The 24,327-nt window shown below is 37.9% G+C and carries 31 protein-coding genes; 20 read left to right on the top strand and 11 right to left on the bottom strand.

The window, feature by feature from the left end:
- Positions 1–22: 22 nt before the first annotated feature.
- Positions 23–355, bottom strand: a complete 333-nt coding sequence (locus G0028_RS06155; protein ID WP_180044815.1) for a hypothetical protein — start codon at positions 353–355, stop codon at positions 23–25.
- A 15-nt stretch (positions 356–370) separates the two neighbouring features.
- A complete protein-coding gene (locus G0028_RS06150) occupies positions 371–607 on the bottom strand; it encodes a transcriptional regulator (RefSeq protein ID WP_130112735.1) in 237 nt (78 codons plus the stop codon).
- A 1-nt stretch (position 608) separates the two neighbouring features.
- On the opposite strand from G0028_RS06150, the gene G0028_RS06145 reads away from it, so the two are divergent.
- The 18 genes from G0028_RS06145 (at position 609) to G0028_RS06060 (ending at position 12,525) form a co-directional block, all read left to right on the top strand.
- Positions 609–1,406 carry a S24 family peptidase gene (locus G0028_RS06145; protein WP_180044816.1) on the top strand — a complete coding sequence of 266 codons (798 nt, stop codon included), beginning with the start codon at positions 609–611 and terminating at the stop codon, positions 1,404–1,406.
- 15 nt (positions 1,407–1,421) lie between these two features.
- A complete protein-coding gene (locus tag G0028_RS06140) occupies positions 1,422–2,072 on the top strand; it encodes a zinc-ribbon domain-containing protein (RefSeq protein WP_180044817.1) in 651 nt (216 codons plus the stop codon).
- A 201-nt stretch (positions 2,073–2,273) separates the two neighbouring features.
- A complete protein-coding gene (locus G0028_RS06135) occupies positions 2,274–2,738 on the top strand; it encodes a hypothetical protein (protein WP_180044818.1) in 465 nt (154 codons plus the stop codon).
- Entirely contained in the window at positions 2,738–3,172 is a 435-nt protein-coding gene (locus G0028_RS06130; RefSeq protein WP_180044819.1) for a hypothetical protein, read from the top strand. The genes G0028_RS06135 and G0028_RS06130 overlap by 1 nt, the downstream gene beginning before the upstream one ends.
- Positions 3,163–3,459, top strand: a complete 297-nt coding sequence (locus tag G0028_RS06125) for a DUF3820 family protein (protein ID WP_180044820.1) — start codon at positions 3,163–3,165, stop codon at positions 3,457–3,459. The genes G0028_RS06130 and G0028_RS06125 overlap by 10 nt, the downstream gene beginning before the upstream one ends.
- An 11-nt stretch (positions 3,460–3,470) precedes the next feature.
- Positions 3,471–4,265 carry a hypothetical protein gene (locus tag G0028_RS06120; RefSeq protein WP_180044821.1) on the top strand — a complete coding sequence of 265 codons (795 nt, stop codon included), beginning with the start codon at positions 3,471–3,473 and terminating at the stop codon, positions 4,263–4,265.
- Between the two features lie 10 nt (positions 4,266–4,275).
- The gene (locus tag G0028_RS06115; RefSeq protein WP_194088755.1) at positions 4,276–5,700 is read left to right on the top strand and encodes a hypothetical protein; all 1,425 of its coding nucleotides are present in this window, start codon (positions 4,276–4,278) and stop codon (positions 5,698–5,700) included.
- Positions 5,697–5,900, top strand: a complete 204-nt coding sequence (locus G0028_RS06110) for a hypothetical protein (RefSeq protein ID WP_130073635.1) — start codon at positions 5,697–5,699, stop codon at positions 5,898–5,900. The genes G0028_RS06115 and G0028_RS06110 overlap by 4 nt, the downstream gene beginning before the upstream one ends.
- 9 nt (positions 5,901–5,909) lie before the next feature.
- Positions 5,910–6,254, top strand: coding sequence for a hypothetical protein (locus G0028_RS06105; RefSeq protein ID WP_180044823.1), 345 nt, complete (start codon positions 5,910–5,912; stop codon positions 6,252–6,254).
- 137 nt (positions 6,255–6,391) lie between these two features.
- Positions 6,392–7,183: a hypothetical protein gene (locus tag G0028_RS06100; protein WP_194088754.1), complete on the top strand. Its 792-nt coding sequence runs from the start codon at positions 6,392–6,394 to the stop codon at positions 7,181–7,183.
- Positions 7,180–7,449, top strand: coding sequence for a hypothetical protein (locus G0028_RS06095; RefSeq protein WP_180044825.1), 270 nt, complete (start codon positions 7,180–7,182; stop codon positions 7,447–7,449). The genes G0028_RS06100 and G0028_RS06095 overlap by 4 nt, the downstream gene beginning before the upstream one ends.
- Before the next feature lie 117 nt (positions 7,450–7,566).
- Positions 7,567–8,151, top strand: coding sequence for an anthranilate synthase component II (locus G0028_RS06090; RefSeq protein WP_130072812.1), 585 nt, complete (start codon positions 7,567–7,569; stop codon positions 8,149–8,151).
- Positions 8,152–8,164: 13 nt separating this feature from the next.
- Positions 8,165–9,211, top strand: a complete 1,047-nt coding sequence (trpD, locus tag G0028_RS06085; protein WP_130072813.1) for an anthranilate phosphoribosyltransferase — start codon at positions 8,165–8,167, stop codon at positions 9,209–9,211.
- 30 nt (positions 9,212–9,241) lie between these two features.
- Complete coding sequence (gene trpC / locus G0028_RS06080; protein ID WP_174492995.1) at positions 9,242–10,048, top strand: indole-3-glycerol phosphate synthase TrpC; 807 nt, start codon at positions 9,242–9,244, stop codon at positions 10,046–10,048.
- A 65-nt stretch (positions 10,049–10,113) separates the two neighbouring features.
- Positions 10,114–10,557 carry a hypothetical protein gene (locus G0028_RS06075; protein ID WP_130072815.1) on the top strand — a complete coding sequence of 148 codons (444 nt, stop codon included), beginning with the start codon at positions 10,114–10,116 and terminating at the stop codon, positions 10,555–10,557.
- A 154-nt stretch (positions 10,558–10,711) separates the two neighbouring features.
- Positions 10,712–11,413 carry a Smr/MutS family protein gene (locus G0028_RS06070; RefSeq protein ID WP_180044826.1) on the top strand — a complete coding sequence of 234 codons (702 nt, stop codon included), beginning with the start codon at positions 10,712–10,714 and terminating at the stop codon, positions 11,411–11,413.
- Between the two features lie 140 nt (positions 11,414–11,553).
- On the top strand, positions 11,554–12,102 hold the full coding sequence (folE, locus tag G0028_RS06065) for a GTP cyclohydrolase I FolE (protein WP_171457450.1): 549 nt from the start codon (positions 11,554–11,556) through the stop codon (positions 12,100–12,102).
- Between the two features lie 63 nt (positions 12,103–12,165).
- Positions 12,166–12,525 carry a cupin domain-containing protein gene (locus G0028_RS06060; protein WP_180044827.1) on the top strand — a complete coding sequence of 120 codons (360 nt, stop codon included), beginning with the start codon at positions 12,166–12,168 and terminating at the stop codon, positions 12,523–12,525.
- A 14-nt stretch (positions 12,526–12,539) separates the two neighbouring features.
- Here the strand turns inward: G0028_RS06060 and G0028_RS06055 are convergent, their stop codons facing one another.
- The 6 genes from G0028_RS06055 to hemE form a co-directional block, all read right to left on the bottom strand.
- The gene (locus G0028_RS06055) at positions 12,540–13,259 is read right to left on the bottom strand and encodes a hypothetical protein (RefSeq protein ID WP_180044828.1); all 720 of its coding nucleotides are present in this window, start codon (positions 13,257–13,259) and stop codon (positions 12,540–12,542) included.
- 102 nt (positions 13,260–13,361) lie between these two features.
- Positions 13,362–14,717, bottom strand: a complete 1,356-nt coding sequence (locus G0028_RS06050; protein ID WP_180044829.1) for a diguanylate cyclase — start codon at positions 14,715–14,717, stop codon at positions 13,362–13,364.
- Positions 14,718–14,978: 261 nt separating this feature from the next.
- Positions 14,979–16,865, bottom strand: coding sequence for a DUF4105 domain-containing protein (locus G0028_RS06045; protein WP_180044830.1), 1,887 nt, complete (start codon positions 16,863–16,865; stop codon positions 14,979–14,981).
- 79 nt (positions 16,866–16,944) lie between these two features.
- Positions 16,945–17,415, bottom strand: coding sequence for a DUF3015 family protein (locus G0028_RS06040; protein WP_180044831.1), 471 nt, complete (start codon positions 17,413–17,415; stop codon positions 16,945–16,947).
- Between the two features lie 123 nt (positions 17,416–17,538).
- The gene (locus G0028_RS06035; protein WP_180044832.1) at positions 17,539–18,333 is read right to left on the bottom strand and encodes a DUF817 family protein; all 795 of its coding nucleotides are present in this window, start codon (positions 18,331–18,333) and stop codon (positions 17,539–17,541) included.
- Between the two features lie 12 nt (positions 18,334–18,345).
- Positions 18,346–19,419 (bottom strand): uroporphyrinogen decarboxylase, encoded by a 1,074-nt coding sequence (gene hemE, locus G0028_RS06030; RefSeq protein ID WP_180044833.1) that lies wholly within the window; start codon positions 19,417–19,419, stop codon positions 18,346–18,348.
- Between the two features lie 241 nt (positions 19,420–19,660).
- Here hemE and G0028_RS06025 point away from each other — a divergent pair, with 241 nt between their 5' ends.
- Together G0028_RS06025 and G0028_RS06020 are read left to right on the top strand one after the other, a co-directional pair.
- On the top strand, positions 19,661–20,932 hold the full coding sequence (locus G0028_RS06025) for a L,D-transpeptidase family protein (protein ID WP_180044834.1): 1,272 nt from the start codon (positions 19,661–19,663) through the stop codon (positions 20,930–20,932).
- 234 nt (positions 20,933–21,166) lie between these two features.
- Entirely contained in the window at positions 21,167–21,856 is a 690-nt protein-coding gene (locus tag G0028_RS06020; protein ID WP_180044835.1) for a pirin family protein, read from the top strand.
- Positions 21,857–21,944: 88 nt separating this feature from the next.
- On the opposite strand, the gene G0028_RS06015 is transcribed toward G0028_RS06020, so the two are convergent.
- The 3 genes from G0028_RS06015 to modA form a co-directional block, all read right to left on the bottom strand.
- The gene (locus G0028_RS06015) at positions 21,945–22,697 is read right to left on the bottom strand and encodes a class II aldolase/adducin family protein (RefSeq protein ID WP_180044836.1); all 753 of its coding nucleotides are present in this window, start codon (positions 22,695–22,697) and stop codon (positions 21,945–21,947) included.
- Between the two features lie 136 nt (positions 22,698–22,833).
- Positions 22,834–23,517: a molybdate ABC transporter permease subunit gene (gene modB / locus G0028_RS06010; RefSeq protein ID WP_180044837.1), complete on the bottom strand. Its 684-nt coding sequence runs from the start codon at positions 23,515–23,517 to the stop codon at positions 22,834–22,836.
- Positions 23,518–23,531: 14 nt separating this feature from the next.
- The gene (gene modA / locus G0028_RS06005; protein WP_180044838.1) at positions 23,532–24,293 is read right to left on the bottom strand and encodes a molybdate ABC transporter substrate-binding protein; all 762 of its coding nucleotides are present in this window, start codon (positions 24,291–24,293) and stop codon (positions 23,532–23,534) included.
- Between the last annotated feature and the right edge of the window lie 34 nt (positions 24,294–24,327).

Here is a 24,327-nt window from a genome sequence, read left to right as displayed (position 1 = left end):
TGTTCTGTTAAATTACTCATGTTCATTTTCCTGAATGATTATGAATTGCCGTACTAGAAGCTCGACCTGCAACGTCGGGCTTTTTTAATGCCTGCCAAAAACTTTTTAAATTTCTGCATACATTCTTGAATACACTCGTAGACGTTGTATTCTTTGATTTTTCGAAGTGTTCAGATGATGATCGACCTGTCTCCAGTTCGATCTTTTTATCTATGGCATCTCTTAACCATTTCGCACGATCACTACCTTGGTTTTCAGCCAAAGTATCAATGATCTCTTGGACTTCCAGCGGTACACGTGTTGACATGGGTGCCAACAGTTTTTTGCTGAATACAAACATTATTTTTGTTTCCATAAGATTTCCTCATTTTCATGTGGTCTTTGTTCTAGATTGGCGAACATATTTCCAGTTAATGTCTGGACGTAATTCTTCAGCTTTGACTTGACCTTTAGTAAATTTTTCAATGTCCTCACATCGGTCTTCTGGAATTTTTTCAATATTCCATTTTGAAACTGCCCAGGGAGTTAAACCGATACCTCTTGCAAGGGCAGCTGAGGAACCTGCAAATCGCACAGCTTTATCAAAAGCCTCATGTGGGGATAACATAATGACACCGTCAAAACTACTTAAAGTAGAACATAATATACTACCTAAAATAGAATTGGTGCAACTAGAATTTGATAGTAAACTTCTACCGATGGTAGAAATTGAGCCAAAAAAAGTGAAAGATGCTAAACACATAGAGTTTGCAAATAGGTTGAAGCAATTGATGGAAGCTGTTGGCTCTCCAATAACATCAGTTAATCAACTCAAAGATGCTATTAACGTTACTTATGAAATGGCACGACGCTATACATTGGGCACAGCTAAGCCCCGTGAAGAAAAACTGAAAGAGCTAGCAGATATATTTTCTGTAGATATTGGTTATTTAGACCATGGTTCAACTCTTGATAACAATGTTGTACCTATAACTTCAAAATTAATTCCTGTTTTATCTTGGGTTCAGGCTGGATCAATGACATCAGTAGAGTCTATTAATCCCTTAGAAATTTCTGAATGGTTGCCACCGTTAAGTACTGATGATCCTGATGGTTGTTTTTATTTAAAAGTGGTTGGGATTAGTAATTATCCTACCTATATGGAAGGTGATTTTATTTTAGTAAATCCTGCATTTCAGGTATGTGATTTGATTTCAGGGGATTTAATTGTTATCAGAAATAATACGGATGCAACTTTTAAAAAATTAGTCATTGAGAGTGATGATCGTAAATATTTACAAGCACTTAATCCAAACTTTCAACCCAACATTATTGAATTTGAAGATGGTATGGAGTTGGTGGGATTGGTGATTGATGCTTTTAGACCTTTAGGTGGTTCTCGTCCAAAAAGAGTTAGAAAAAGTTAATAGTTGAGAATAAAAATGTACTGCAATCAATGTGGTCAACCAAATAGTAATGATGCTAAATTTTGTAGTGGATGTGGTGTTAGATTATTGAATACACCAACCCAATCAGAATTACCACAACAAAATACAAAACTCAGCCCTCTTAGGCATTTATGGTTAATGTTTTTATTTGTAATATCAGTCATCATGATTATTGGTGTATTCCCTTATCAAGTGATTACAGGAAATTTTGAATTCACTTATGTTTTTGCATTGTGTTTATGGTTTTGGGTTTTATCATACACATACCCACAAATATTTCCTAAAAAACTAAAAACAAAATCACATCAAGCCTTTAATGCACTTGATGAAGCAGAATTATGGCTCAATAAACAGGATGTTAAAACATCATCCGTATACTTTAATGCTTATGATGACCCATATTTACTAAAGAATATGGGTGCAACTCTATTGGTTGGTGTTGGTGAAAACTCCAAAGCAGAACATGTGGGTTTTGCTGTTGAAGTAAAACAAGGTTGTGGCGTGTTATCGAGTCTCATTATTGAGCCTAGTGGGATAGCATCGCAAGATAAAAAAGCTGCTCATATTGCAAGAATGAATGGAAAATATATGATAGACGTACTAAATCAAATGGCTATACAACATAGAATTAAGTATCCTCAATAAATAATAGAAAATATTTCAAAATCCATTCACCCACTTTAGTGGGTTTTATTTTGCCCCAAGAAAAATAAGCTACTTTAAGTAGAATTATTTTTCTATTTTCTATTGACAATTTTTCTACTTAAAGTAGTATTTATCTCACACAAACAAAAAAAGTCCCTGACATTCGACCGACGGGACTTTTACTCAAAGAGTGAGATTAGTATGAATGCAAAACTAAATTCCATCAACCCCACTGTTACACACAGTGTACAGCCAAAGCGCTTTTTTCAAGTATTTGCGCTCAGTGCTCTAATCACTACGGGTGTAGCTGCTTTCATTCATGAGCCTAAGGCAACTGAATACAAACCGCCTTTAGCATCTGAATACATCCCTTCTACTTATGCTGTGCAAACTGTTGAAATCACATCAATGAGCACAGGCTATGCGGTTATCCAACTTGATGACTTTACTGTGAAGTTCCCTTTTAGCTATGAAGCACATAAAGACAGCAACGGCGTACCAGGTTGTGACTTCACAGCTGTAGAAATTAAAGAACTCGGCGAAATCAAAGTCTTTGATGAAAAAGGCAATCCATATCGCGACTTCACCGACCAGATCGACCACCGCAACTTTAATAACGTGCTCGTGGGTTTTATTGAAAAAAATCATTTGGTGGAGGTGATCTGATGACTAACTTCGACAAACTAGTTTTCAACCCTAATTGGATAAAAATTTGCTCGAAAAATATCGCTAACTTTCAATCCGACAATGTTGTTTTACTTCGTTTTTGTGAAAACTGTTTTCATATTTTAAGTTTTCCTGAATACGAGTGTGATGCCTCAGATTTAATAGCTCTACGTTCAAGTAGTGGTTCTCGCATTGGTGGATTTTGTTACTTTATGCCCTTGGATCAATTTGAAGAACTATACAAAAGTGTGATGGGGGTTTGCTTTTTAACTGAGTGCGAAGTCTTGGATGAAAAGGATAAGCATGGTTTTATTCGTGATGGTATTGGGGTTAGGAAGGAGTTCTTTTTTGGCGGGAGAATTAAAACTTTTCTTATTCAAGATGCCTTAGATCTTGCTGCTATGAATAAATTGGAGAGCATGTTATGGAAATAATCTCTCAATCTCAAGAAGTGATTCACTTCGGGAAATACCGTGGCACTGCCCTTACAGATCTAAAGCATAGCTATGTGCGTTGGTTGCTTACATTGGAAAACCTCAATGCTGCTTTACGTGAAAAACTCAATCAATTGCCTTGGGTTCAAGAAGAATTAGCGCGTGAGCGTGACTTTCAAAGACGTAAAGCTTTGGCAATCATGTTAAGTAAGCCTTGCTTCCAACGTGATACACGCTACTCAGCGAATCAGCGCATTGCCTATAACAATGCTAAATACAATAACTAAGGGGGCTGGTCATGACAACAAATAATCTTAAAATTTGGAATGATGTTAAACAAACCCCTAGCAACTTCCTGAAAAAAATTGAATTTGGTTATCTTAAAGGTAAATCTGATATTAACCCACAATGGCGATTAATGGCTATGACTCAAGCATTTGGCCCTGTAGGTCATGGTTGGACATATCGAATTGTGCGTACCTGGTCTGAAGCTGCACCCAATGGATCTATTATGTGTTTTGCAGAAGTTGCTGTTAAAACTAAATTCGAAGGTGCATGGGGTGAAGAATTCTCGGGTATTGGTGGTTCTGAAATTGTTGAGATAGCTAAAGGTCAATTAAAAGCTAGTGATGAAGGTTACAAGAAAGCAGTCACTGATGCATTGGGTGTAGCATTTAAAGCCGTGGGTGTAGCCGCCGATGTATATCTTGGAAATTACGATGGTAGTAAATATTTATATGAGTATGACCATGCTTATCAAGCAGACAAAATACTTACTCAGTCGCAAAATCAAGGCTCACACCAATCTAATCAACAACAAAACCAGAACATGCAACAGCCTGTTCAACAACAAACTACCCCACTAAAACCCAAGGATACTCGAACACAGCAACAGATCTATAACTCTGCCTTAGCTGCAATTCAAAAGACTGAAGATAAAAGTGTTTTGCTCACTGCTGCTAAGACATTTAAAGGCACAAAATATGAAACACATATTAATAATGCCTGTCGTGCTCGAGCAGATCAAATGGGTTGGCCAACAAAACAAACCCAACAAAATCAAAACTCACCACAACAAGTAATGCACCACTGAGGGATAACAAATGGATATTTTAAACGCTAAACAAGCTTTTGAAGCAATGTCATCTGGTCAAGCAGTGTTGTGTCGTGCAGTCGGGCAACTGCTCGACTTTGGTGAGTTGAGCCAATTCCCTGCTACTGTGTTCTTTGGTGCTGATTACGAGTTTTGTCTTGCGCCTCGTTTTATGACGATTGGCCAATTAGATCTAGAAGTGCCTGAGTGTATCCAAGGTGCAGATGATTTAATCAATTCTGCCATGCATTACGCACCTAATCTTTTAGATGTAAATCGTCCTATTGAAATTTTAAGCACGACTGACAATGCTAATTATTTAAAACGTTTGATCGCATCAAAGCTTTTACACAAGACTGCAGATGATGCTATTGCACATGCACGTGCATTCATTACTTTAAACGGCGGTTCATTAGATCCTATCGAAGTTGAAGCTCCAGCTGCGATTGAAAGCACGATCGCAGAAGTTAATAAATCAATTCCTGTTGAGACTGCAGAAGAAAAGCCTATTAGAAAGCGTACACGTAAAGCCAAAGAGCCTGTGGTTGAAGCGGAACCAACACCAAAAAGTAACCCTGCTTTCACCGTTGAAGATGTTGATGCAGTAGAGACGGATGCGAACGCAATAATTGAAAAGTTCAGCGCACAAATTGCCAATTGCACCACGACAGATGCAGTGCTTTCATTGCGCCCAATATTTCTCGCCAATGGTCATTTGGAGCGTAAACAACATCAATACTTGTGCAAACTAACTGAAGACAAATTACTTGAGTTAGATCCCAAAACGTATACACCTCAGTCTAATATTGAGATTGTAAGCCAAGAGAATGTAACTATTTCAGAAGACAAACTAAATGAGAATTTTTCTCTAAGTGGTGATGAGGAAAAATCTCGCATAAGCGCTGAAATCAAACAGGAACTAACGTATAAAATTTTTCAAATGAGCGCTGAGGAATTGGATGCCATTACGACTGAGATTCATAATAATCCCAAGTTGATATTTACACACAAAAATCATCTGGATGGGCATATTGAACTTCGTAGAAAAGCTTTGGCCAAAGAAGCAAATGCAGAAGCTGAACGTGAATACCAAACAAAACTTACAGATTTAATCAATAGAGCAAGTCAAGCACAAAGTCCTGCTGAAGCCAATGCTTTGGTTCGATATACAAATAAATGGTCAGCTGAACAACGCCAACCTTTATTACAGGCAATTCATAAACGCTTAAGCGAGTTGAGTGTTGATGCTCAACCTATTGAACAACCACCATCATTGATGGTGCAGATCCAAAATGCACCCGACCTTACCACGTTAGATGCACTAGAAATTGATGTTGGTAGTCGTCATCCAGACATTCAGCCGAAACTCATGGGCTACATTCGTGCACGTCGATTTGAGTTAGAGAATGGACCTAGTGGAGATGCTCAACAATGAAAACAGTCGTCAAAGCTAAAAACCTTCTGGCCTTTCGACTTTGGCTAGAAAAATTGGGATATAAGGTAAAAATTTTAGCCGATGGTAAAGCATTTAATTTCCGCTTTAAAAAACAGTATGGACTGGTCACTAGTGAGTTAAATGGCAATGCTCTTGCTATGGCTTTAGGTGCTGAATTTGAAGAACATTTGAGAAGTTGAGGTTGTGTGATGGGAATCAATCAATTAAAACCTGCGGCAATTGTTCGTGATGAAATGGGCGTTTGGTCACATCCTGATTACTGTGCTTATTTAGACAAACATCATGTAGATGAAGAGTCAATATCTAAGAAAGATTGGGATGAGATGCTTCGGTATTTCAATATTGAGACAGTAGTCTTCTTTTTGGAAAGCTCTGTTTCAAGTGATGATTGGGAAAAGATGATGGATGAATGTGATATTTCAAAATGGAACCCGGTCGCTCCAAATGGATTCTTCTTGATTGATATTCACTTTGGCGAAGATGATGCCTACGCACTTTTTGCACGTGAAATTCGTGCAGAAACCGCAAGCTAACCACGTTTGGCCACATTAAAAATAGTGTGGCCAACCAAGACAAGGAAGTTGTATGCAATGGTTAATTTTTTGGTTAGAAATATTTTTGGTAATTAACGGCTCACTGGTTATACAGTACGAAATATGGAGTTGGTAATATGAACTCAGCAGCAGAATTAAGGCGTTTTAATAACAATCAGGCATTCTTACAGGCTAAGGATAAAATTACAAAAGCTTTAGAAGATGATCCACTTGGCTTATCTATTTCACAGTTAATGACTATTTGTAAATTAAGCATTAAGACTGTAAAAGAGGTTGTGCTAGGTACAGATTTTAAAAGCGAAGATGGTGTATTTTTTTTGGCAAATAAAGAAAAAATTCAACCTGAATTGGTAAATAAGCCGCAGGAAAAAGTTACCAAAAAAGTTGAGACAGTAACCGATACAACAGAAAAAGTTACCGAAAAATCTGAACCAGTGACGAATACGGTAGATAAAGTTACCACTTTGAATGAACCAGTTACCAAACCTGAAAAAACATTCTTACAGCGTATAGAAGAAATGTTTCTCTTTCATCCTGAAGGTGTAACTTTAGGTGAAGCACTTGAAATCTTGGAATGCGATCGTAAAAAATTTGACAGCCAACTTTGGTCATTCAAGAAGAAATACTTCAATGTTGAACTTAAAGAAGTTGCTGATGGCATAAAACGATATGTGCCATGTAAAGAACCTAAATTAAACAAAGTTGAATCAGATCTACCATCTGCTGCGGATTTATTGAAATCTCAAATTTCAACAGTTGTGACACGTAAAAGCCAATTATCGTTAGATGTAAATCAGCTAAAAATTCTTTTGTCTGAAATTTTTGGATTAGATGATATTCAGTTTTGGATTGATCACGGACAACTAACTGGTGTTTATTTGGTTGGTGAAGTAAGGGAGGAAATTTGATGGCTATAGTTAAAGTTGATTCTGCAATTATTGAACGAATGACTCATGCTGTTGAGCTACTTTCAAAGCAGAGTTTGATTGAAAGAAGAATTGGGCGACAAGAATTTGCTCACATGTTAAATATCGAACCTGAAACACTTGATGCTCGCATCCGAGATGGTCGATATGCAAAACCACATAAAGATGGTCGAAAAAGTTATTGGCTACTTTCTTATGTGCAGTCAGTTGTCACAAACACCTCGGAATCTGATACAGTAGCCGCTTAATAAGCGGCTTTTTTACGTGCTAAAAAATTAGGTATTTTTTCAATATTGAGTACCAAATTGAGTACCAAAATAAAGTTTATTAAAGTTATTCATAAAATCCAAAGGGATACGTTTAATATGCTTCTCATGATCGACAACTATGACTCTTTTACCTACAACATCGTCCAATATTTTGGCGAGTTAAATCAAGAAGTAAAAGTCGTCCGTAATGATGCCGTGACTTTGGAAGATATTGAGCGATGGCAACCAAAGTATCTTGTGATTGGTCCTGGTCCTTGCTCTCCATCTGAAGCTGGCGTTTCTGTGCCTGCGATTCAGCATTTTGCAGGGAAAATTCCAACCCTTGGCGTCTGTCTTGGACATCAAGCAATTGGACAGGCTTTTGGTGGTGACATTGTTCGTGCCAAAACCGTGATGCATGGTCGTTTATCTGACATGTACCACAGTGATACAGGCATTTTCAGCAATTTACCTTCTCCATTCTCAGCAACTCGCTATCACTCTTTAGTGATTGATCAAGCGACTTTGCCTGAATGTCTTGAAGTCACTTGCTGGACCAATGAAGCCGATGGCTCAATAGAAGAAATCATGGGTGTAAAACATAAGACATTGCCAATAGAAGGCGTGCAGTTCCATCCTGAATCCATCCTGAGCCAACACGGACACCAAGTCTTCAAGAACTTTTTAGATATTTATGCATAATTGAGTGACCCAAATGAATATTCAACAAGCTTTAAATAACATCACCAAAAATATTGAACTGACTCAACCGCAAATGGAAGCAGTGATGCGTACCATTATGAGCGGTGAAGCATCTGATGCCCAAATTGGTGCATTGATGATGGGTTTACGCCAAAAAGGTGAAAGTATTGATGAAATCACCGCAGCGGCACGTGTCATGCGTGAATTTGCCATCAAAATCGATGTCAGTGATATTCCCTATTTAGTCGATATTGTCGGTACAGGCGGCGACGGACAAAATTTATTTAATGTCTCGACCGCATCTTCTTTTGTCATTGCAGCTGCAGGTGCAACCATTGCCAAACATGGTAACCGTGGTGTGTCATCCAAGTCAGGCTCTTCTGACTTATTGGAACAGGCAGGCATCAACCTTGATTTAAATATGCAACAAACAGAACGATGTATCCGTGAGATGGGCGTCGGTTTCTTATTTGCTCCAAATCATCACAAAGCCATGAAATATGCAGCTGGCCCCCGTAAAGAGTTGGGTTTCCGTAGTATTTTCAATCTTCTTGGTCCGCTTACGAATCCGGCTGGGGTGAAGCGCTTTGTCATTGGTGTATTTTCCACTGAACTTTGCCGTCCTATGGCGGAAGTTTTAAAGCAACTTGGTGCTGAGCATGTGATGGTGGTTCACTCCAAAGATGGTTTGGATGAAATCAGTCTAGCTTCAGCAACTTATGTGGCTGAACTTAAAAATGGTGAAGTGACTGAATGGATGATTCAGCCTGAAGAGGTTGAGATTGAGTCTCAGACATTAACAGGATTATCTGTAGACAGTGCTGCTGAAAGTCTTGCACTGATTAAAGACGCTTTGGGTAAGAAAAAATCGGCAAAAGGTGAAAAAGCAGCCAACATGATTGCTTTAAATGCAGGTGCAGGGATTTATGTTTCAGGCTTAACCAACTCCTATAAACAAGGTGTGGCTTTGGCACATGACATTATTTATGGCGGACAAGCTTTGGAAAAAATGGGCGTTTTGTCAGAATTTACCAAAACCCTCAAAGAATACGAAGCTTAAGCATTTAGCCAAAATTTAAGGAATATCATTATGGTGGATATCGCCAATACCATTTTAGGTAAAATTGTAGATCGTAAACACGAAGAATTTGCAGCACGTTTAAAACAACGCAGTTTAAAAGATGTTGAAGAACTTGCTCAGGCAGCAACACCTGTACGTGGTTTTGCCAACGCTTTGCACAGTAAACGTCCTGCGGTGATTGCTGAAATTAAAAAAGCATCTCCGTCCAAAGGTATTATTCGTGAAAACTTTAATCCTGCTGAAATTGCTGAACAATATCAACATGCAGGTGCAGCATGTTTGTCTGTGTTAACGGATATCGATTTCTTTCAGGGTGCGGATGAAAACATCCAAATCGCGCGCAGCCATTGTGACTTACCTGCCCTGCGTAAGGATTTTTTAATTGATCCTTATGGTGTGATTGAAGCGCGTGCTTTACATGCAGATTGTATTTTGTTGATTGTGGCAAGTTTGTCAGATCAGCAACTCGAAGAAATGTCGAAAACCGCATTTGAACACAATCTGGATGTATTGGTTGAAGTCCATGATGAGGAAGAACTTGAACGTGCAATGAAGCTTTCTGAGCGTTGTTTATTGGGCGTGAATAATCGTAATCTAAAAACCTTTGATGTCGATTTAAATACATCTTTCCGTTTGAAAAAGTTGCTTGATCCTTCTCGTTTGCTGATTACTGAAAGCGGAATTGCCACCCCTGAAGATGTTCGAAAAATGCAGGAACATGACATTCATGCATTCTTGGTTGGCGAAAGTTTTATGAAACAACCACGTCCTGATCATGCTTTTGCAGAGTTGTTTGGTGTGCCTGAGAAGGTTTGATCAACTTTTAAATGTCAGCTTGATCAATCGATTAAGCTGACTTAGTATTAAAAAAGAAGAAAAAAATGGATATAAATTTCTCAAGTCCAATGGGTACTCAACCCTTGAAAAATGGAAATGTACTTCATGAGCATCAAATTGGTGACACTTTAATTTATATAGAATTTACCAAACATCATGAGATGTTGAATTTTCATCAAAAAGTGAAGCGCAGATATTTGTCTGACTACAAAATTATTCCACAAATCAATGAATTTTCACAAAATATTTTCTTAAAAAAATTTCCCAAATACCAATCTCTCATTACAAATATAAAATCTACATGTTTAATGGTATATAGCTATAGATACTTTATCGATCAAGATTACGTTGAGTATGATTGTTTTATTAATCATGATTTTATGGATTTGATTGATGATCCTAAAATGTATGATGAGCTATATGAAATTTTAGAAAATGAAGCTGTCTTTTTAAAATACAAAGATGGAATTATTGAGGAAGATATATGAAAGATTTTTTTAACTAAATAATTTAAGATTTAGCATTTCTTTCATACTATCCCACTTAGAATTCTATCTATACAATAAAACCAATACACTTCAAAAATCGCCAATTTAAGCTATAATAGTCAACAAATTCTGTTCATTGACTGTTTTAAATATTATGAGTAATTCTGATTCTCCATTTTCCAAATCACAACTCGATTTATTAAAACAATTCAAGAAACAAATCACTCATCCGCATTCTTCAAAAGTTGCAGCACAGCCTGAACCTAAGAAAGTTCAAGAAACTGCATCTGAAGAAATCAGCGATGCAGATTTATTTAAAACAGCTTTGGGCGGCGTTAAAAAACTCGATAATAGTAATATTGCCAAAATCGAGCGTAAAGATATTCGTAAAAAACCTGATGCAAAGACCTTAGCCAAACGTGCTGCGGCTGAAGGTGCATTTGAAGTCAATGAGGCAGAACTGTCTGATACTCAAGCTATTTTAAACCCTGTAGCAAGCCAAGCTGCATTAAGTTATCGCATTGCGACCTTACAACACAAAGTCTTTGAAGACTTAAAAGCAGGTAATCTGCGTTGGTTTGAAGCGGTAGATTTGCATGGTTGTACGGTCGAAGAAGCTCGTTCAGCCGTTTTGCAAATTATTCAAATTGCCAAAGAAGAAAATCAGAATGTGATTAAAATCGTGCATGGCAAAGGTCCTGATGCCATTTTAAAAACGTATGTCAATGGTTGGCTACGTCAGCACCGTGATGTATTGGCATTTGTCAGCGCACCTGAAAAACAAGGGGGTACAGGCGCTGTTCTGGTTCTATTGAAACGTGCAGAAAAAAATCCAAAATTTGCCAAAGAATCTTGATTTACTGTATGTCAAACAGGCAAACCTCCGTAAAAATTTTATTTAAATGACGGTTTATCCCGTAGTTGGAAAATATTTGATGTTTTTCTGCTACAATGCCGTCCTTGTTCAATCCGTATAAGTGAACACGTTTTATGTCTATGCAGCAATCCTACGCAAATATTTTAACTGCCGTTGGCGAGGACTTAGACCGTCCTGGTCTGAAAGATACGCCCATGCGTGCGGCTAAAGCTTTTTCGTACTTGACGTCTGGCTATAGCAAAACGCTGGAAGAAGTGACCAATAATGCGGTCTTCCCTTCTGACAATGATGAAATGGTCTTGGTTAAAAATATCGAGTTCTATTCTTTATGTGAGCATCATTTATTGCCATTTCATGGTCGTGTGCATATTGCCTACTTACCTTCAGGTAATGTTTTAGGCTTATCTAAATTTGCCCGTATCACGGAAATGTTTGCCCGTCGCTTACAAATTCAGGAACAACTCACCAAGCAAATTGCGGATGCTGTTGCAGAAGTGACCAATGCCCGTGGTGTTGCTGTGGTGATTGATTCAGCACATATGTGTATGATGATGCGTGGTGTCAGCAAGCAAGAATCGACTACACGTACCGTATCTTTCGTGGGTGATTTTAAAACCGATAAAGAAGCACGTCGTGAATTTCTTTTGGCTGTCCCTGAAGCACACTAATCATTTGATTAAATCATTTAAGCCTCAAATTTTTGAGGCTTTTTTATAAAATGGATTGTTAAAATGTCATCGATTTATTTGGCAGGTCAAGGTTTAACGCACAGTGAAAGCACCGTGGACTATCCACGTACGGATCGTTTGGTTAAAGGCAACCCAAAACGTCTGACCCAAAGTTTATATGAACATCCCCATATGAATTGTGGGATTTGGCAATGCGAAGTCGGTGCGTGGAATATTGTATTTGCAGACAATAAACAAGAGTTTTTTACTCTTCTTGAAGGTGTTGTTCGCATTCACAATGCAGAAAATAATGATTATATTGAAGTGAAAGCGGGTGAAGCAGGTGTGATTCCACCGAGTTTTGTCGGAACTTTTGAAGTGCTTGAAGCTGTGAAAAAATATTTTGTTGTCGTTGAAAGCTAAACACTGTAGTACATTTATTTTGGTGGCGCAGATTTATATGGTGTGAGTGCTTGATCACGCTGGTCGATGACCCTATTGGGAAATCCATCCCCCCGTTCTATCGCTGCACGATAAATAGGTAAATCTTCAAGATCAATCCATAAGAGGCTATCAAAACTCACCACATTGGCTTGTGCTAAAAATTGCTGTTTCAAACGTAAATATTCAATTTTAAACTGTACCGCATCCTCTCTGCTCAAGGTTTCAAGTTGTTGCTGAAAGGCATTTATCTTTTCCGATGAAACCTTAGGAACTTGACAGCGAATCTTAATGTTCAGTAGTTGATCATGAATGACCTGAATCTCATTCAATGCCCTGCAACTTTTAAACAGCGTGGAAGTCTGCTGAATTTCTTCATCAATCACAGCCAACATCTGCTTTTTCTCTTGTATATTCAGACCTTTGCTATTCATTTCACGTAAATAATTAGCAATCCCTTGTTTGGGAAATGCATCCCGATAGCGTTTTATTTCTGCCTTAAGATCAGGATCTGCTACCATTTCTGCAACAAGTTGATCATAGGTTTGATTAGGGTCAGGATCATTTAAAATCTGTGTTTTAATCACAAGTTGGGCAATTTTGATTACTTTTTTTTGGTCATATGCGCCTTGGTCAGATGCAAATGACGGCGTTGCATCCACAATACACGTGAACAAGATTGAGACTGTAAAAATGGCGAATTTCCACATATGCATTGATGATTTTTAAAGCTGAAAACAGATTTCAGTATACCCGTTTCAAATCAAATACCACTTAAAAATCGTACTCATCCAACATTTTCAATCCGTACATCAAAATTATGCAATATAAACCAAATTACGCCCATTATTTTTTGCTGCATATAAAGCCGTATCTGCTGACTCTAAGAAACGCTGATAATCTGGATGACCATCATAACTTACCACACCAATGCTCACGGTAAATTGGACTGCCACACCTGTACTCGATAAAATTTCTGATGTCTGAATGCGTTGTCGAATCTTCTCAGCAATCTGTTCAGCCATATTCAAATCTGTAGCCACTTGTAGCAACAAAAATTCTTCACCACCGACGCGAAAAGCATAATCACTGCCTCGAGTGTGTTCCAATATCACTTCTGCCAATAATTGCAGTGCTGTATCACCTGTGGCATGTCCATATTGATCATTAATCCGTTTAAAATGATCGACATCGATTGCAAGCAATGACAAATGGGTTTTATGTTTGCGTGCATACAGTGTTTCGCGTGAAACAATTGTATTTAAATAACGTCGATTCAATAATTGGGTCAACGAGTCATTGCCTGAACCAATATATTCAGAAACTTGAAAGAGTTGATCCACTAACAATAAAATTTCACGATCCTGATTACGGATTTCCTGAATCAATTGAATGGCGAAGGTTTTATCTGCACAGCTGATAATTTTTTGATTAAGCACATCGACTTTTTTAATGCCACTAATAATTTCTTTGACCTGATCCGAACTTGAAAAAGCATAGGCGGCTTTATGTATAAACCACAAACCAAATTCGGACTTAGATAAAGAAGTATGGGTAAAGTTGGTCTGATCAGAAAAAACCTTAAACATCAGTTCATTTTCCCAATCAAGCAGACTGCCGCGCTGTTTATCTTTTTGTACAGCGACATCTTGCATGGCTGAAAATAAACGATAAGTATGTTTCATATCATTGTTAATTTCAGCCTTGGCTTCATAGGTTCGACTCATAATTTCTGAGGTAAACCCCAACACCTGCACAATGTAGCTGGCAATGCTTAATAAATTTTGTTGCGGTTTATTCAGCAGGCAAAATACTTTCTTTTCAATCTGTCGAATGCCACGGATAATCAACCACGATGGAATACCAATACGGGCATGAACCTCACCCACTTTCAATTGCTTTTGCACCATTTCATAAAAGTTTTTTTGAAATGGCACCTCAAAACTTTCCAACAACCAATTATTCAATGACGATTTCAAACGACTTTGTACAATTTCATCTGAAAGGAATTCGGAAGCGGTCTTTTCTTCCATCATTTTTTTATAAAATTCGGACACTAAGACAAAAGAATTATCCTGAATAAACTGCAATGCATAAGTCAAATCTGTATTGGAAAATTCATCACAAATCCACTGCCACTGTCGGGACAAATCGACTATGCTTGCTTCGTTCATACAGAAATTTCTCATATTTTCTTAAATTAGTATGAATAATATAACACTATGAAATAAAATTTATAGCCACATTACACCGCAATAAGATGTTAATTTTTCTATTTATATTTAATAATATAAACTTCATTTCTTAGCTCGCAATTTCATCTAAAAATACATGAGCATAAACTTAACCTGTTGAACCAAATCAATATTGATTTAATCCACTGCTGTTGTGGACATCATAATGATTGAAAACTTATTTTAGGTCATTTCCATCCCTTAAAAATAGTGAACAAAGCCCAAACTGGTTTTACTCCAATCCACATGATTTTGTTGTTGATATTGCCATGTCATACGCAGCGAGTTTTGTGCATCAACCGCATAGTTTAAACCTGTATTCAGACGTAAATTCCATTGACTTGCATCCTGCCAATATGGCAATTCAAGCTGTACTAAGCTATTTAAACGGTCTGTCCATATATTTTGGCAACCCATCGTAGGTCCAAGCCCGATACGCCAACCATCATCAAGCGATTTACCTGCTTGTGCTTGTGATTGTAACTGGGCATAACACACATGCTGCCGATTTTGATCGGCAACACTATAACCAAATTGGGTTTTCAGTTGTAATACGCCATGCTGCTGATCTGAATTAAATTGCCCCTGATGGATGGCTTCTTGTTGCCACCCCAGATTAAAACCCCAAGTTAAAGGTGTTTTAAATGGCGTGATCGGATTGTAGGAATTGACCGAAAGAAAATCAAAATGTTCAAGTTTCAACTTATCATCACGATACTGAAGGGTACCATCCCAGAAATTTAACTGTGTTCCTGTGCGGTATCCACCTTGTGGATCAAGTAAATCATGATACGCTTGACGTAAACCCAACTCGACAAACTGTTGCCCCTGCACTTCTCCCACTTGAATGAAAGTATTTTTGGTGTGGTGCCCCTGAGCAGGATCATGGCGGGGGCGTATAACTTCAGTACGTTGTTTTTCAATATTAAGTTGACTGCGTAAACTCAAAATCTTACGTAATTTTGGCTGTGCCTCTTGCGCTGCAATTTTGTGGGAAATCAACATCAAGTATAGATCATCATAAGCCATTTCCAGTATTTTGGCTTGATCAATAGCATCAAATTTTGCCAGCATTTCAGGCATTTCATCGATGTTTAACAAGGTGAGTTGATGTGCTGTTTTTGCCAATTGCTGCCCATGCTGACGTGACTGAGCCAACAACTGCGTTTCCAAAGCGGGACGATATTGCACATCCTGAATCAAATGATTGTCTTGAACGGTTTTTAAAGTTTCAATAGGAATGGAGGCAATTTGATTTTGTTTTTGCAGATTCAGCTCAGGACGGACGATGTCCAACAAACCAAGCAGTCGATAGGCACAATTGTCACTAATAAAATAATAAGGGAATTTAACATGCTTCATTTCCCAAATATGTTGTACTAAAAATCGTGTTTCTTCAGGATTTAAACTGAGTTCATATTCCCATAAATCACGACTTTCAAAATCACCATATTCCTTCACCTTCCGATAGTACGGCATCAGTGAATATTCACCATCATATTGCCCAGTCAAGCCTTTCCAAGCATAAGACCAACCTTCACCGCCCTGAACCGTAGCAGCATAATTAAGTGCATAAGACACCAAATTTAGTTGTTTTTGATCTTTGGGATCTAGTCGCAATAAGGTATGTCCAAACATGGAGCTTGGATTGCCCATAAAATCTGTGGCATAAATTAAAGTAGCTTTATAAGGTTTGATTTGCCCGATCCATTCATCCAATTCAGCACAATCTGCATGAGCCAATGCTGCTTTGGAAATTTCGAGTTGTTGAATTAACCAATGACTACGGGCAGGAAAACGACATTGAATGGATTGATTGGCAGCAGCAGCTTCAAACAGTGCTGCAATATTGGCATTGAGTTCTTGCTTTAAATCGGACTTTCCATGTGGTGAGAGAAAAAAACCGTCATAACGCACTTCACTTTGACCTTGCGCATTGGCATATAACAAACGTTGCCATGCAGTCTGCTTGTAAAGCTGTTTTTGTTCAGCAAGTTGCTGATATTTTTGAATAGATGCAAGATCTACTGAACTTGCATACGCCAGCGGTGTTAAACCGAGTGTGCACAAAAGCGCAAATATTTTCATTAATAATATATTGAATCATTTAAAATTTTACTAAAATGAATAAAAACCCCATCATCTATGACAGGGTTTTCTCTGCACATTAAACGTAAGCTTTTAAAACTTCGTCTTGTGACATCACAGATTGTAATGATGCTAACACTTCTACTGAAGATACATTTTCAGCTGAATAAATTTTAGAGAAATTTTGTTTAGATACTGCAAAGAAACGCGCTTTATCCTCAGCTTTAATATTTAATAATTCAGCCAAAACATTTAAGCTTTCGCCCTCACCCACTGCCATATCACGGGCCAGCGACTCCGCATTTTCATGGGTGAATGTCACTGCCTGAGCAGTCACAGCACCTGTACCACTACAACCGAGCGTACCAAACGTGATACCAAATAACTGGTTTGCAAATAAACCATTGGTGGTTGCAGCTAAAATTTTAGGAATTTTTCCAGATTGTCCTTCCCAAACTTGAGAACCTAAACCACAACCTACATCGCTATCTGCAAAAGCTGAAACTGATCCTGTTGCCAATATGGCTGCTAAAGCAATTTTTTTTAACATGGTATTCTCCAATATTTTTTAATATTTCATTTATTTCTAGGATGTGTGTAATGTTTATTACACCATATAAAGATGTAACACAGTTATTCTAATAAGCAAATCAAAATATGATTATTTTTCAAACTATTTTAATGTCCATTCACCAATGCTATTTCTATTGCCAAGAATTTTTAAAACCAACACCAAACTGAGCAATAGCAATAAATACCAAGAACCAAGTTTACCCCACCCGACCATATGCCATGCATCGACCTGACTCGGATATAACCAAATTTTATAAAAGGTACTGATATTTTCAGCAATCCAGATTAGAAATGCCAATAACAGCAATACAGGCAACATCGGCAACTGAAATTGATGTTGTTGTAATTGAAACCGTATTTTAGTTTTCCAAAAAATAACGACGCTCCAAACAAACAATACATTGCGTATATCTGGAACAAAAAATTTTGTCATAAAATTAAGATAGGACAACAATGCTAGACTCAGCATATTGGCAAAACTAGGCAATCTTAAAAAAGAAACTTGATAAAGCCTTAATGAACGTGCAAAAAAACTGCCAACTGCCGAATACATAAAGCCTGCAAATAACGGCACGGTCATGATTTTAAAAACTGCAGGTTGTGGATATTGCCACGAAGCGATCTGTGGATGAGTCAAAAATATTTCCATCCCCATAGCTAAGATGTGAAAAAGTGCAATGACTTTTGCTTCTGCCCATGATTCGAGTTTTAAACAAAGCAAACACGCTTGAATGATCAGTGCATAAAAGAATAAATAATCATAGCGAAAGAAACCATAAAACTCACGACTGCCCATTTTTGCAGTCAGTGCAAAAGCGATTAGCAGTAAAATACCAAATAAGGCAGCTGAAGCTGCCTTAAAGATAAATTCCACACTTGATTTTAAATACAGCATACTCGAAGTGACTTAACCTAAATATTTCGCACTATATTCATGCACAGTATCAATGAAAATTTTAGGTTGTGCAGGGTCAACCCACTGCGTAATACCATGCCCTAAATTTGCCACATAACCTGTTTTTTCACCCTGAGCATAAGCATCGTCGAGCATGGCTTTTGTTGCCTTCTCAATACTTTGAGCTGAACCGTATAAGGTTGCAGGGTCTAAATTACCTTGCATTGCCACACGACCATTTACAGTTTGACGTGCTACATTTAAAGGCGTTGTCCAGTCTAAACCTAAAGCATCTGCACCTGTTGCCACCATTGGCTCTAACCATTGACCACCACCTTTGGTAAATAAAATCACAGGGACTTTACGACCGTCTTTTTCACGTTGTAAACCTGAGACAATCTTTTGCATATAATGCAGTGAAAATTCAAGATATTCACGATGTGCTAAAGCTCCACCCCAACTATCAAAAATTTGAATCGCTTGCGCACCTGCATCAATTTGTGCATTTAAATATTCAGTCACAGCATCAGCCAATCGCTCTAATAATGCATGTAAAACTTCAGGTTGAGCATACATCATCTGCTTCGTAAAACGAAAATCTTTACTTGAGCCGCCTTCCACCATGTAGGTTGCTAAAGTCCAAGGACTACCCGAGAAACCAATTAAAGGGACTTGCCCACCTAATGCAGAACGAATAGTTGAAACTGCATTCATGACATAATCTAAGTCAGATGCTGCATTAAATTTCGGTAAATTGGCAACATCTTGTTCAGTGCGAATTGTTTTATGAAACTTAGGACCTTCGCCTGTTTCAAAATATAAGCCTAGGCCCAATGCATCAGGAATGGTTAAAATATCAGAAAATAAAATCGCTGCGTCTAAATCATAACGGCGCAAAGGCTGTAAAGTCACTTCACAAGCAAATTCAGTATTTTTACATAAAGAAAGAAAATCACCTGCTTTGCCTCGTGTTTCACGATATTCAGGTAGGTAACGACCTGCTTGACGCATCATCCACACAGGTGTGGTATCGACAGGTTCACGTAGCAAAGCACGTAGAAAACGATCATTTTTGAGGGTCGTCATTTACTTTCCTATTTAAAAAAATTGAGCAAGGTCAGTCATCATAGCAAAAATCTATGCGCTATCGGCATTTCTTCGTGAGATTTTAATCTTGAAAATTATTTGAAATTTCATTTTTTTATGATGCGTATAGAATTGTATAAAAAATAGGATTTACACAAAACAAATACTGCATCTCCATTTATTTTCTGCAATACTTGCTTACTTTATAAATCAGTATGAATAATTCTTAAGGTTGAATTACATGTTCGTTCGCTCAATTCTTGCTTTGAGTTTAAGTTGTATCTTCACAGGTACAGCATCCGCTGCGCCTACAACTACTGAGCAATCGCTTACTCCGCATAAGGTAACATCTACAGCAGTTGAAGATCCAATTGATCCGCTGGCTGTTGAATCTTCTGCTGCCTCTACAGTCAACACAAGTAGTGCGAGCGAAGCTCAAATTTCTCAACAAGAGCTTAATGATTTAGATCAAGCTGCCAACACGCTGCAAAATTTAGAAAAAACAGAAGATAAAACTGCAGATATAGCAGCTGAAACAAGCACACAAACAGAAACCACAACGCCAAGTACAGCAGCATCAACCACTAAGTCTAGCAGTGCAAATAAAGCATCATGGACTTTAGAAGGGATGAACAATGCTGAATGGTATGAAAATATTGGCAAAGGTCAATTCCCAGTCTATGCACGTGCACATGTGATGTTAAACAACTCACATGCGTCTCCGGGTGCCATTGATGGTTCAAGTGGTATGAATACCTTAAAAGCAATTTCTTCATTCCAACAAATGAATGGCTTAAAACCAACAGGTGAACTGACCAAAGAAACATGGGATGCTTTGATCGCAAAACAAGGCAGCAAACCTGCATTTGTAGAATACACCATCACAGATGCAGATTTAAAAGGCCCTTATGCTGCATCGATCCCACGTGACTATGCTCTACAATCAAAAATGAAAGGTTTGTATTACACACGTGTAACAGAAATGTTGGGTGAAAAATTTCATATGGATGAAGATTTCTTAAAGAAATTAAATCCAAAAGCAACCTTCAAAAAAGCAGGTGAAAAAATCATTGTGACCAATATCCGCAATGAATTACCTGAAAATATTCATTTGATCGTGGCACATAAAGGTGCAAAACAACTTTATTTGTTTAATGCCCAAAACCAAATGGTGGGTTCATTCCCTGCAACGATTGGTAGTTCTGACACACCATCTCCAACAGGAACTTATAAAATTACGGGTGTCGCACCAAATCCATGGTATAGCTATTCACCAAGTAACTTTGTGCAAGGCAATAACCGTAAACCATTGTCTTTACCACCTGGTCCAAATGGTCCTGTAGGAAATATCTGGATCGGTTTAAGTAAAAAATCATTTGGTATTCATGGTACACCGAACCCATCTGCGATTTCTAAAACTGCATCGCATGGTTGTATCCGTTTAACCAACTGGGATGCCAATGATTTAGGTAAAAAAGTTAAATCAGGTGTCACTGTTAAATTCTTAGAATAATCATTTGATTCTATCTGCAAATGATGATTTCAATGCCCAATAATTCGTTATTGGGTTTTTTTATGTTCAATATAAAATAGGCCTCATTATATTACTTACAAAAAAACAGTCCTATCTCTTTATAACTAATCGTCCTAAAAACACAACAATACGTTGCATGTTTAATGTTTCAACTCAATTTCGCAAAGACTAATATGATCTCAAGTTAAAAAAATAAAGAATTGGAGATTTATCATGAATACATTTCTACATCGCAGTGAAGACCGTGGTCATGCTCAAATTGGCTGGTTAGACAGCAAACACAGTTTTTCTTTCGGCAGTTGGTACAACCCTAAATATATGGGCGTAGGTTCTTTACGTGTGATCAATGACGATACCATCGCCGCACATAATGGTTTTGGTACACACCCGCATGACAATATGGAAATCTTAACCTGTGTACTTCAAGGTACGATTTCACATAAAGATACCATGGGTAACGAACGCCATATTCACGCAGGCGAATGGCAGTTAATGAGTGCAGGTACAGGGGTACAACACAGCGAAATCAACAATGGCGATACACCTGTGCATATGTTGCAAATTTGGGTCATTCCCAATGTACGTGATGCTGAGCCGAACTATCAACAAGTCGAACGTGATCCAAAAAAATCACCGAATGAGTGGTTATTGATTGCAGGTCCTCATGACGATGCGCTTATGCACATTCGCCAAGACGCTGAAATTAAAGCAGCGTATTTAGAAAAAGGTCATTCCCTACCTGTCAAAGCCACTCAAAAATTTAATTATGTTCATGTAATTGAAGGTGAAATTGATATCGCAGGTCAACTCATCAAAGCAGGTGATGCTTACTTATTTGATGAAGATACAACGATCAATGCCAACGAAAACAGCCAATTCATTTGGTTCGATTTAAGCAACTAAGGCAGTTGTTTTACGCTATTCACCTGTAAATCACCGATTAAATCCTCTGCATAGGCAGGGGATTTTTTATGCTCATGAAAAGACCACACTAACGAGAATAATCATTTTCCTGATCTTTAATCAATGATAAAGCGGCTTGCCATGCTGCTGCAATAATCGGTTCTGCCGCATCACTTTGAAACTGCTGCACGGTATATTCACATACAGCTTGGCTTGGATAATGCAATTGACGACTACTCATTGCTTTGATTTGAATTTGACATGCTCTTTCTAAAAAATAAATCTCATGAAATGCACGCGCGATGGAATCACCTGTCGCCAATAAACCATGATTACGTAAAATCATACAACGATAATGCTTTAAATCTTGCACCAAACGCTCACGTTCTGCTATCGAAAATGCAATGCCTTCATATTCATGATAGGCAATATTATTGTAAAATTTCAGTGCATGCTGTGAAAGGGGTAATAATCCTTCAGCTTGTGCTGACACCGCAATCCCATCTGCGGTATGGGTATGAATCACACAATTGATCTCAGCATTGGCATGATGTAATGCCGAGTGAATCACAAAGCCTGCAACATTGACCATTTTCCCTTGATCATATTCAGCGACAATATTGCCATCATGATCAATTTTCACCAGATCAGAGGCTGTCATTTGGTCAAAGGTCACACCATAACGATTGATTAAAAAATGATTCGGTTCATGCGGCACACGTAAACTGATATGGGTATCAATCAAATCCGTCATTCGATAATAAGCGATCAAACGATACAGTGCTGCAAGTTGGCAACGTGCTTGCCATTCTATTGCATTGATATGTTGTGGTGCTTGCACAATACATTCCTTTTTTATTCTTCGATATTTCCTATATTCTTTGTAATGCAGAATAGATCATTTCTCAAGTGCAATCCATTTACCGTCAAGTCGATTTTCTTCAATCTCACCTCATCATTGTGTTTTCAATCAGCTATTATTCTTTTACAGTCTTCTGATATTTCATCATCAAATAAAAATGGGCAATTAAAGCCGTAAAAGCCAAAATTAAGGACAATACAAGCAAACGCATCGCCATGATCTCACCATCAGGTTGTTGTAAAAATGAATAAATGGCAATGGGAATGGTACGGGTTTCATCGGGAATATTGCCCACAAAAGTGATGGTGGCACCAAATTCACCTAAACTACGACTAAAACCTAAAATAGACCCCATTAAAATCCCCGGACATGCTAGAGGCAAATAAATTTTGACAAATATTTGAATAAAGCTTGCACCTAAGGTCTGCGCCACTTCCTCTAAATGCCGATCTGACAACTGAAATGCCAAACGAATGGGTTGCACAATTAAGGGGAAACCCACAATCATTGAAGCAAGTACAGCACCTTTCCAGTTAAATGCGAGCTCTATGCCAATCGCTGATAAATACTGCCCTAGCCAACCTTTATGACCAAAAAGCAACAGCAGTAAATAGCCAAGTACCACAGGCGGTAATACCATCGGCAATTGTAAACACGCTTCGACCAAGACCTTCAGTCTAAAATCATAGCGTGCTAGCACCCATGCCAATGCAATTGCAAAAGGTAAACTAAAGGCAGTAGCACAGAAAGCCACTTTGGCTGACAGATACAATGCACTTAATTCTTCAGGACTTAACATATCAATAAAGAAGACTATTTATAAAGACTAAAACCATATTTCACAAAAATCGCTTTGGCTTGCGGATCACGTTGTACAAAGTTTTTAAAGTGTACAGCCTCTTTATTTTTCTGCCCTTCAACTGTCAATGCAAGGGGATAAATAATCGGATGATGGCTATTTTGTGGAAATGTCCCTAGCATTTTAACTTTTTGACTGATTAAGGCATCGGTTTTATAGACAATGCCGACATCACACTCGCCACGCTCCACAAATGCCAAGGCTGAGCGTACATCATCTGTCCCAACAATACGTCCTTTTAACGCATCGAACCAATTGAGTTTGACTAAACTTTGTTTGGCATATTTGCCTACTGGGACGGATTCCATTTGCCCTGTGCATAAGCGCCCTTTAAATGTTTTGGCAAAATTAAAATTAGATTGAGCTTTAAATGGAATATTTAAATTTTTAGCGCTAATGACCACCAATTGATTAAACAGCAAAGGTTTTACTTGTTGCATCTGAATTGCATTTTTTTGTACTAAATACTGCATCCAATCGACATCGGCTGAGAAATAAAGATCACTTTTTGCCCCTGTTTCAATTTGTTTAGCAAGCGCTGATGATGCACCAAACACAGGGATAATTTTAGTTTCTGGATATTTTTTTTCATACAGTTTTGTAATATCTATTAAGGCATTGTTCAGACTTGCAGCTGCATAAATTTTTACTGTTTCTGCATGAGTTAAGCTCACAGCACAACAGAATGCGCTTGCGAATAGCATTTTTTTCAACATTAAATTGCCCCTATACACAACATGAGAAAGATAA

The sequence above is a fragment of the Acinetobacter piscicola genome (assembly GCF_015218165.1).
Lineage (GTDB): Bacteria > Pseudomonadota > Gammaproteobacteria > Pseudomonadales > Moraxellaceae > Acinetobacter > Acinetobacter piscicola_A.
The sequence above is the reverse complement of the archived record's forward strand: the minus strand, read 5'-3'. Positions and strand labels throughout refer to the sequence as shown.

What these genes read in the sequence shown, in the direction of transcription:
- G0028_RS06155 (WP_180044815.1), bottom strand. Translation starts at nt 355, where the DNA reads ATGGAAACAAAAATAATGTTTGTATTCAGCAAAAAACTGTTGGCACCC.
- G0028_RS06150 (WP_130112735.1), bottom strand. Translation starts at nt 607, where the DNA reads ATGTTATCCCCACATGAGGCTTTTGATAAAGCTGTGCGATTTGCAGGT.
- G0028_RS06145 (WP_180044816.1), top strand. Translation starts at nt 609, where the DNA reads ATGACACCGTCAAAACTACTTAAAGTAGAACATAATATACTACCTAAA.
- G0028_RS06140 (WP_180044817.1), top strand. Translation starts at nt 1,422, where the DNA reads ATGTACTGCAATCAATGTGGTCAACCAAATAGTAATGATGCTAAATTT.
- G0028_RS06135 (WP_180044818.1), top strand. Translation starts at nt 2,274, where the DNA reads ATGAATGCAAAACTAAATTCCATCAACCCCACTGTTACACACAGTGTA.
- G0028_RS06130 (WP_180044819.1), top strand. Translation starts at nt 2,738, where the DNA reads ATGACTAACTTCGACAAACTAGTTTTCAACCCTAATTGGATAAAAATT.
- G0028_RS06125 (WP_180044820.1), top strand. Translation starts at nt 3,163, where the DNA reads ATGGAAATAATCTCTCAATCTCAAGAAGTGATTCACTTCGGGAAATAC.
- G0028_RS06120 (WP_180044821.1), top strand. Translation starts at nt 3,471, where the DNA reads ATGACAACAAATAATCTTAAAATTTGGAATGATGTTAAACAAACCCCT.
- G0028_RS06115 (WP_194088755.1), top strand. Translation starts at nt 4,276, where the DNA reads ATGGATATTTTAAACGCTAAACAAGCTTTTGAAGCAATGTCATCTGGT.
- G0028_RS06110 (WP_130073635.1), top strand. Translation starts at nt 5,697, where the DNA reads ATGAAAACAGTCGTCAAAGCTAAAAACCTTCTGGCCTTTCGACTTTGG.
- G0028_RS06105 (WP_180044823.1), top strand. Translation starts at nt 5,910, where the DNA reads ATGGGAATCAATCAATTAAAACCTGCGGCAATTGTTCGTGATGAAATG.
- G0028_RS06100 (WP_194088754.1), top strand. Translation starts at nt 6,392, where the DNA reads ATGAACTCAGCAGCAGAATTAAGGCGTTTTAATAACAATCAGGCATTC.
- G0028_RS06090 (WP_130072812.1), top strand. Translation starts at nt 7,567, where the DNA reads ATGCTTCTCATGATCGACAACTATGACTCTTTTACCTACAACATCGTC.
- trpD (WP_130072813.1), top strand. Translation starts at nt 8,165, where the DNA reads ATGAATATTCAACAAGCTTTAAATAACATCACCAAAAATATTGAACTG.
- trpC (WP_174492995.1), top strand. Translation starts at nt 9,242, where the DNA reads ATGGTGGATATCGCCAATACCATTTTAGGTAAAATTGTAGATCGTAAA.
- G0028_RS06075 (WP_130072815.1), top strand. Translation starts at nt 10,114, where the DNA reads ATGGATATAAATTTCTCAAGTCCAATGGGTACTCAACCCTTGAAAAAT.
- G0028_RS06070 (WP_180044826.1), top strand. Translation starts at nt 10,712, where the DNA reads ATGAGTAATTCTGATTCTCCATTTTCCAAATCACAACTCGATTTATTA.
- folE (WP_171457450.1), top strand. Translation starts at nt 11,554, where the DNA reads ATGCAGCAATCCTACGCAAATATTTTAACTGCCGTTGGCGAGGACTTA.
- G0028_RS06060 (WP_180044827.1), top strand. Translation starts at nt 12,166, where the DNA reads ATGTCATCGATTTATTTGGCAGGTCAAGGTTTAACGCACAGTGAAAGC.
- G0028_RS06055 (WP_180044828.1), bottom strand. Translation starts at nt 13,259, where the DNA reads ATGCATATGTGGAAATTCGCCATTTTTACAGTCTCAATCTTGTTCACG.
- G0028_RS06050 (WP_180044829.1), bottom strand. Translation starts at nt 14,717, where the DNA reads ATGAACGAAGCAAGCATAGTCGATTTGTCCCGACAGTGGCAGTGGATT.
- G0028_RS06045 (WP_180044830.1), bottom strand. Translation starts at nt 16,865, where the DNA reads ATGAAAATATTTGCGCTTTTGTGCACACTCGGTTTAACACCGCTGGCG.
- G0028_RS06040 (WP_180044831.1), bottom strand. Translation starts at nt 17,415, where the DNA reads ATGTTAAAAAAAATTGCTTTAGCAGCCATATTGGCAACAGGATCAGTT.
- G0028_RS06035 (WP_180044832.1), bottom strand. Translation starts at nt 18,333, where the DNA reads ATGCTGTATTTAAAATCAAGTGTGGAATTTATCTTTAAGGCAGCTTCA.
- hemE (WP_180044833.1), bottom strand. Translation starts at nt 19,419, where the DNA reads ATGACGACCCTCAAAAATGATCGTTTTCTACGTGCTTTGCTACGTGAA.
- G0028_RS06025 (WP_180044834.1), top strand. Translation starts at nt 19,661, where the DNA reads ATGTTCGTTCGCTCAATTCTTGCTTTGAGTTTAAGTTGTATCTTCACA.
- G0028_RS06020 (WP_180044835.1), top strand. Translation starts at nt 21,167, where the DNA reads ATGAATACATTTCTACATCGCAGTGAAGACCGTGGTCATGCTCAAATT.
- modB (WP_180044837.1), bottom strand. Translation starts at nt 23,517, where the DNA reads ATGTTAAGTCCTGAAGAATTAAGTGCATTGTATCTGTCAGCCAAAGTG.
- modA (WP_180044838.1), bottom strand. Translation starts at nt 24,293, where the DNA reads ATGTTGAAAAAAATGCTATTCGCAAGCGCATTCTGTTGTGCTGTGAGC.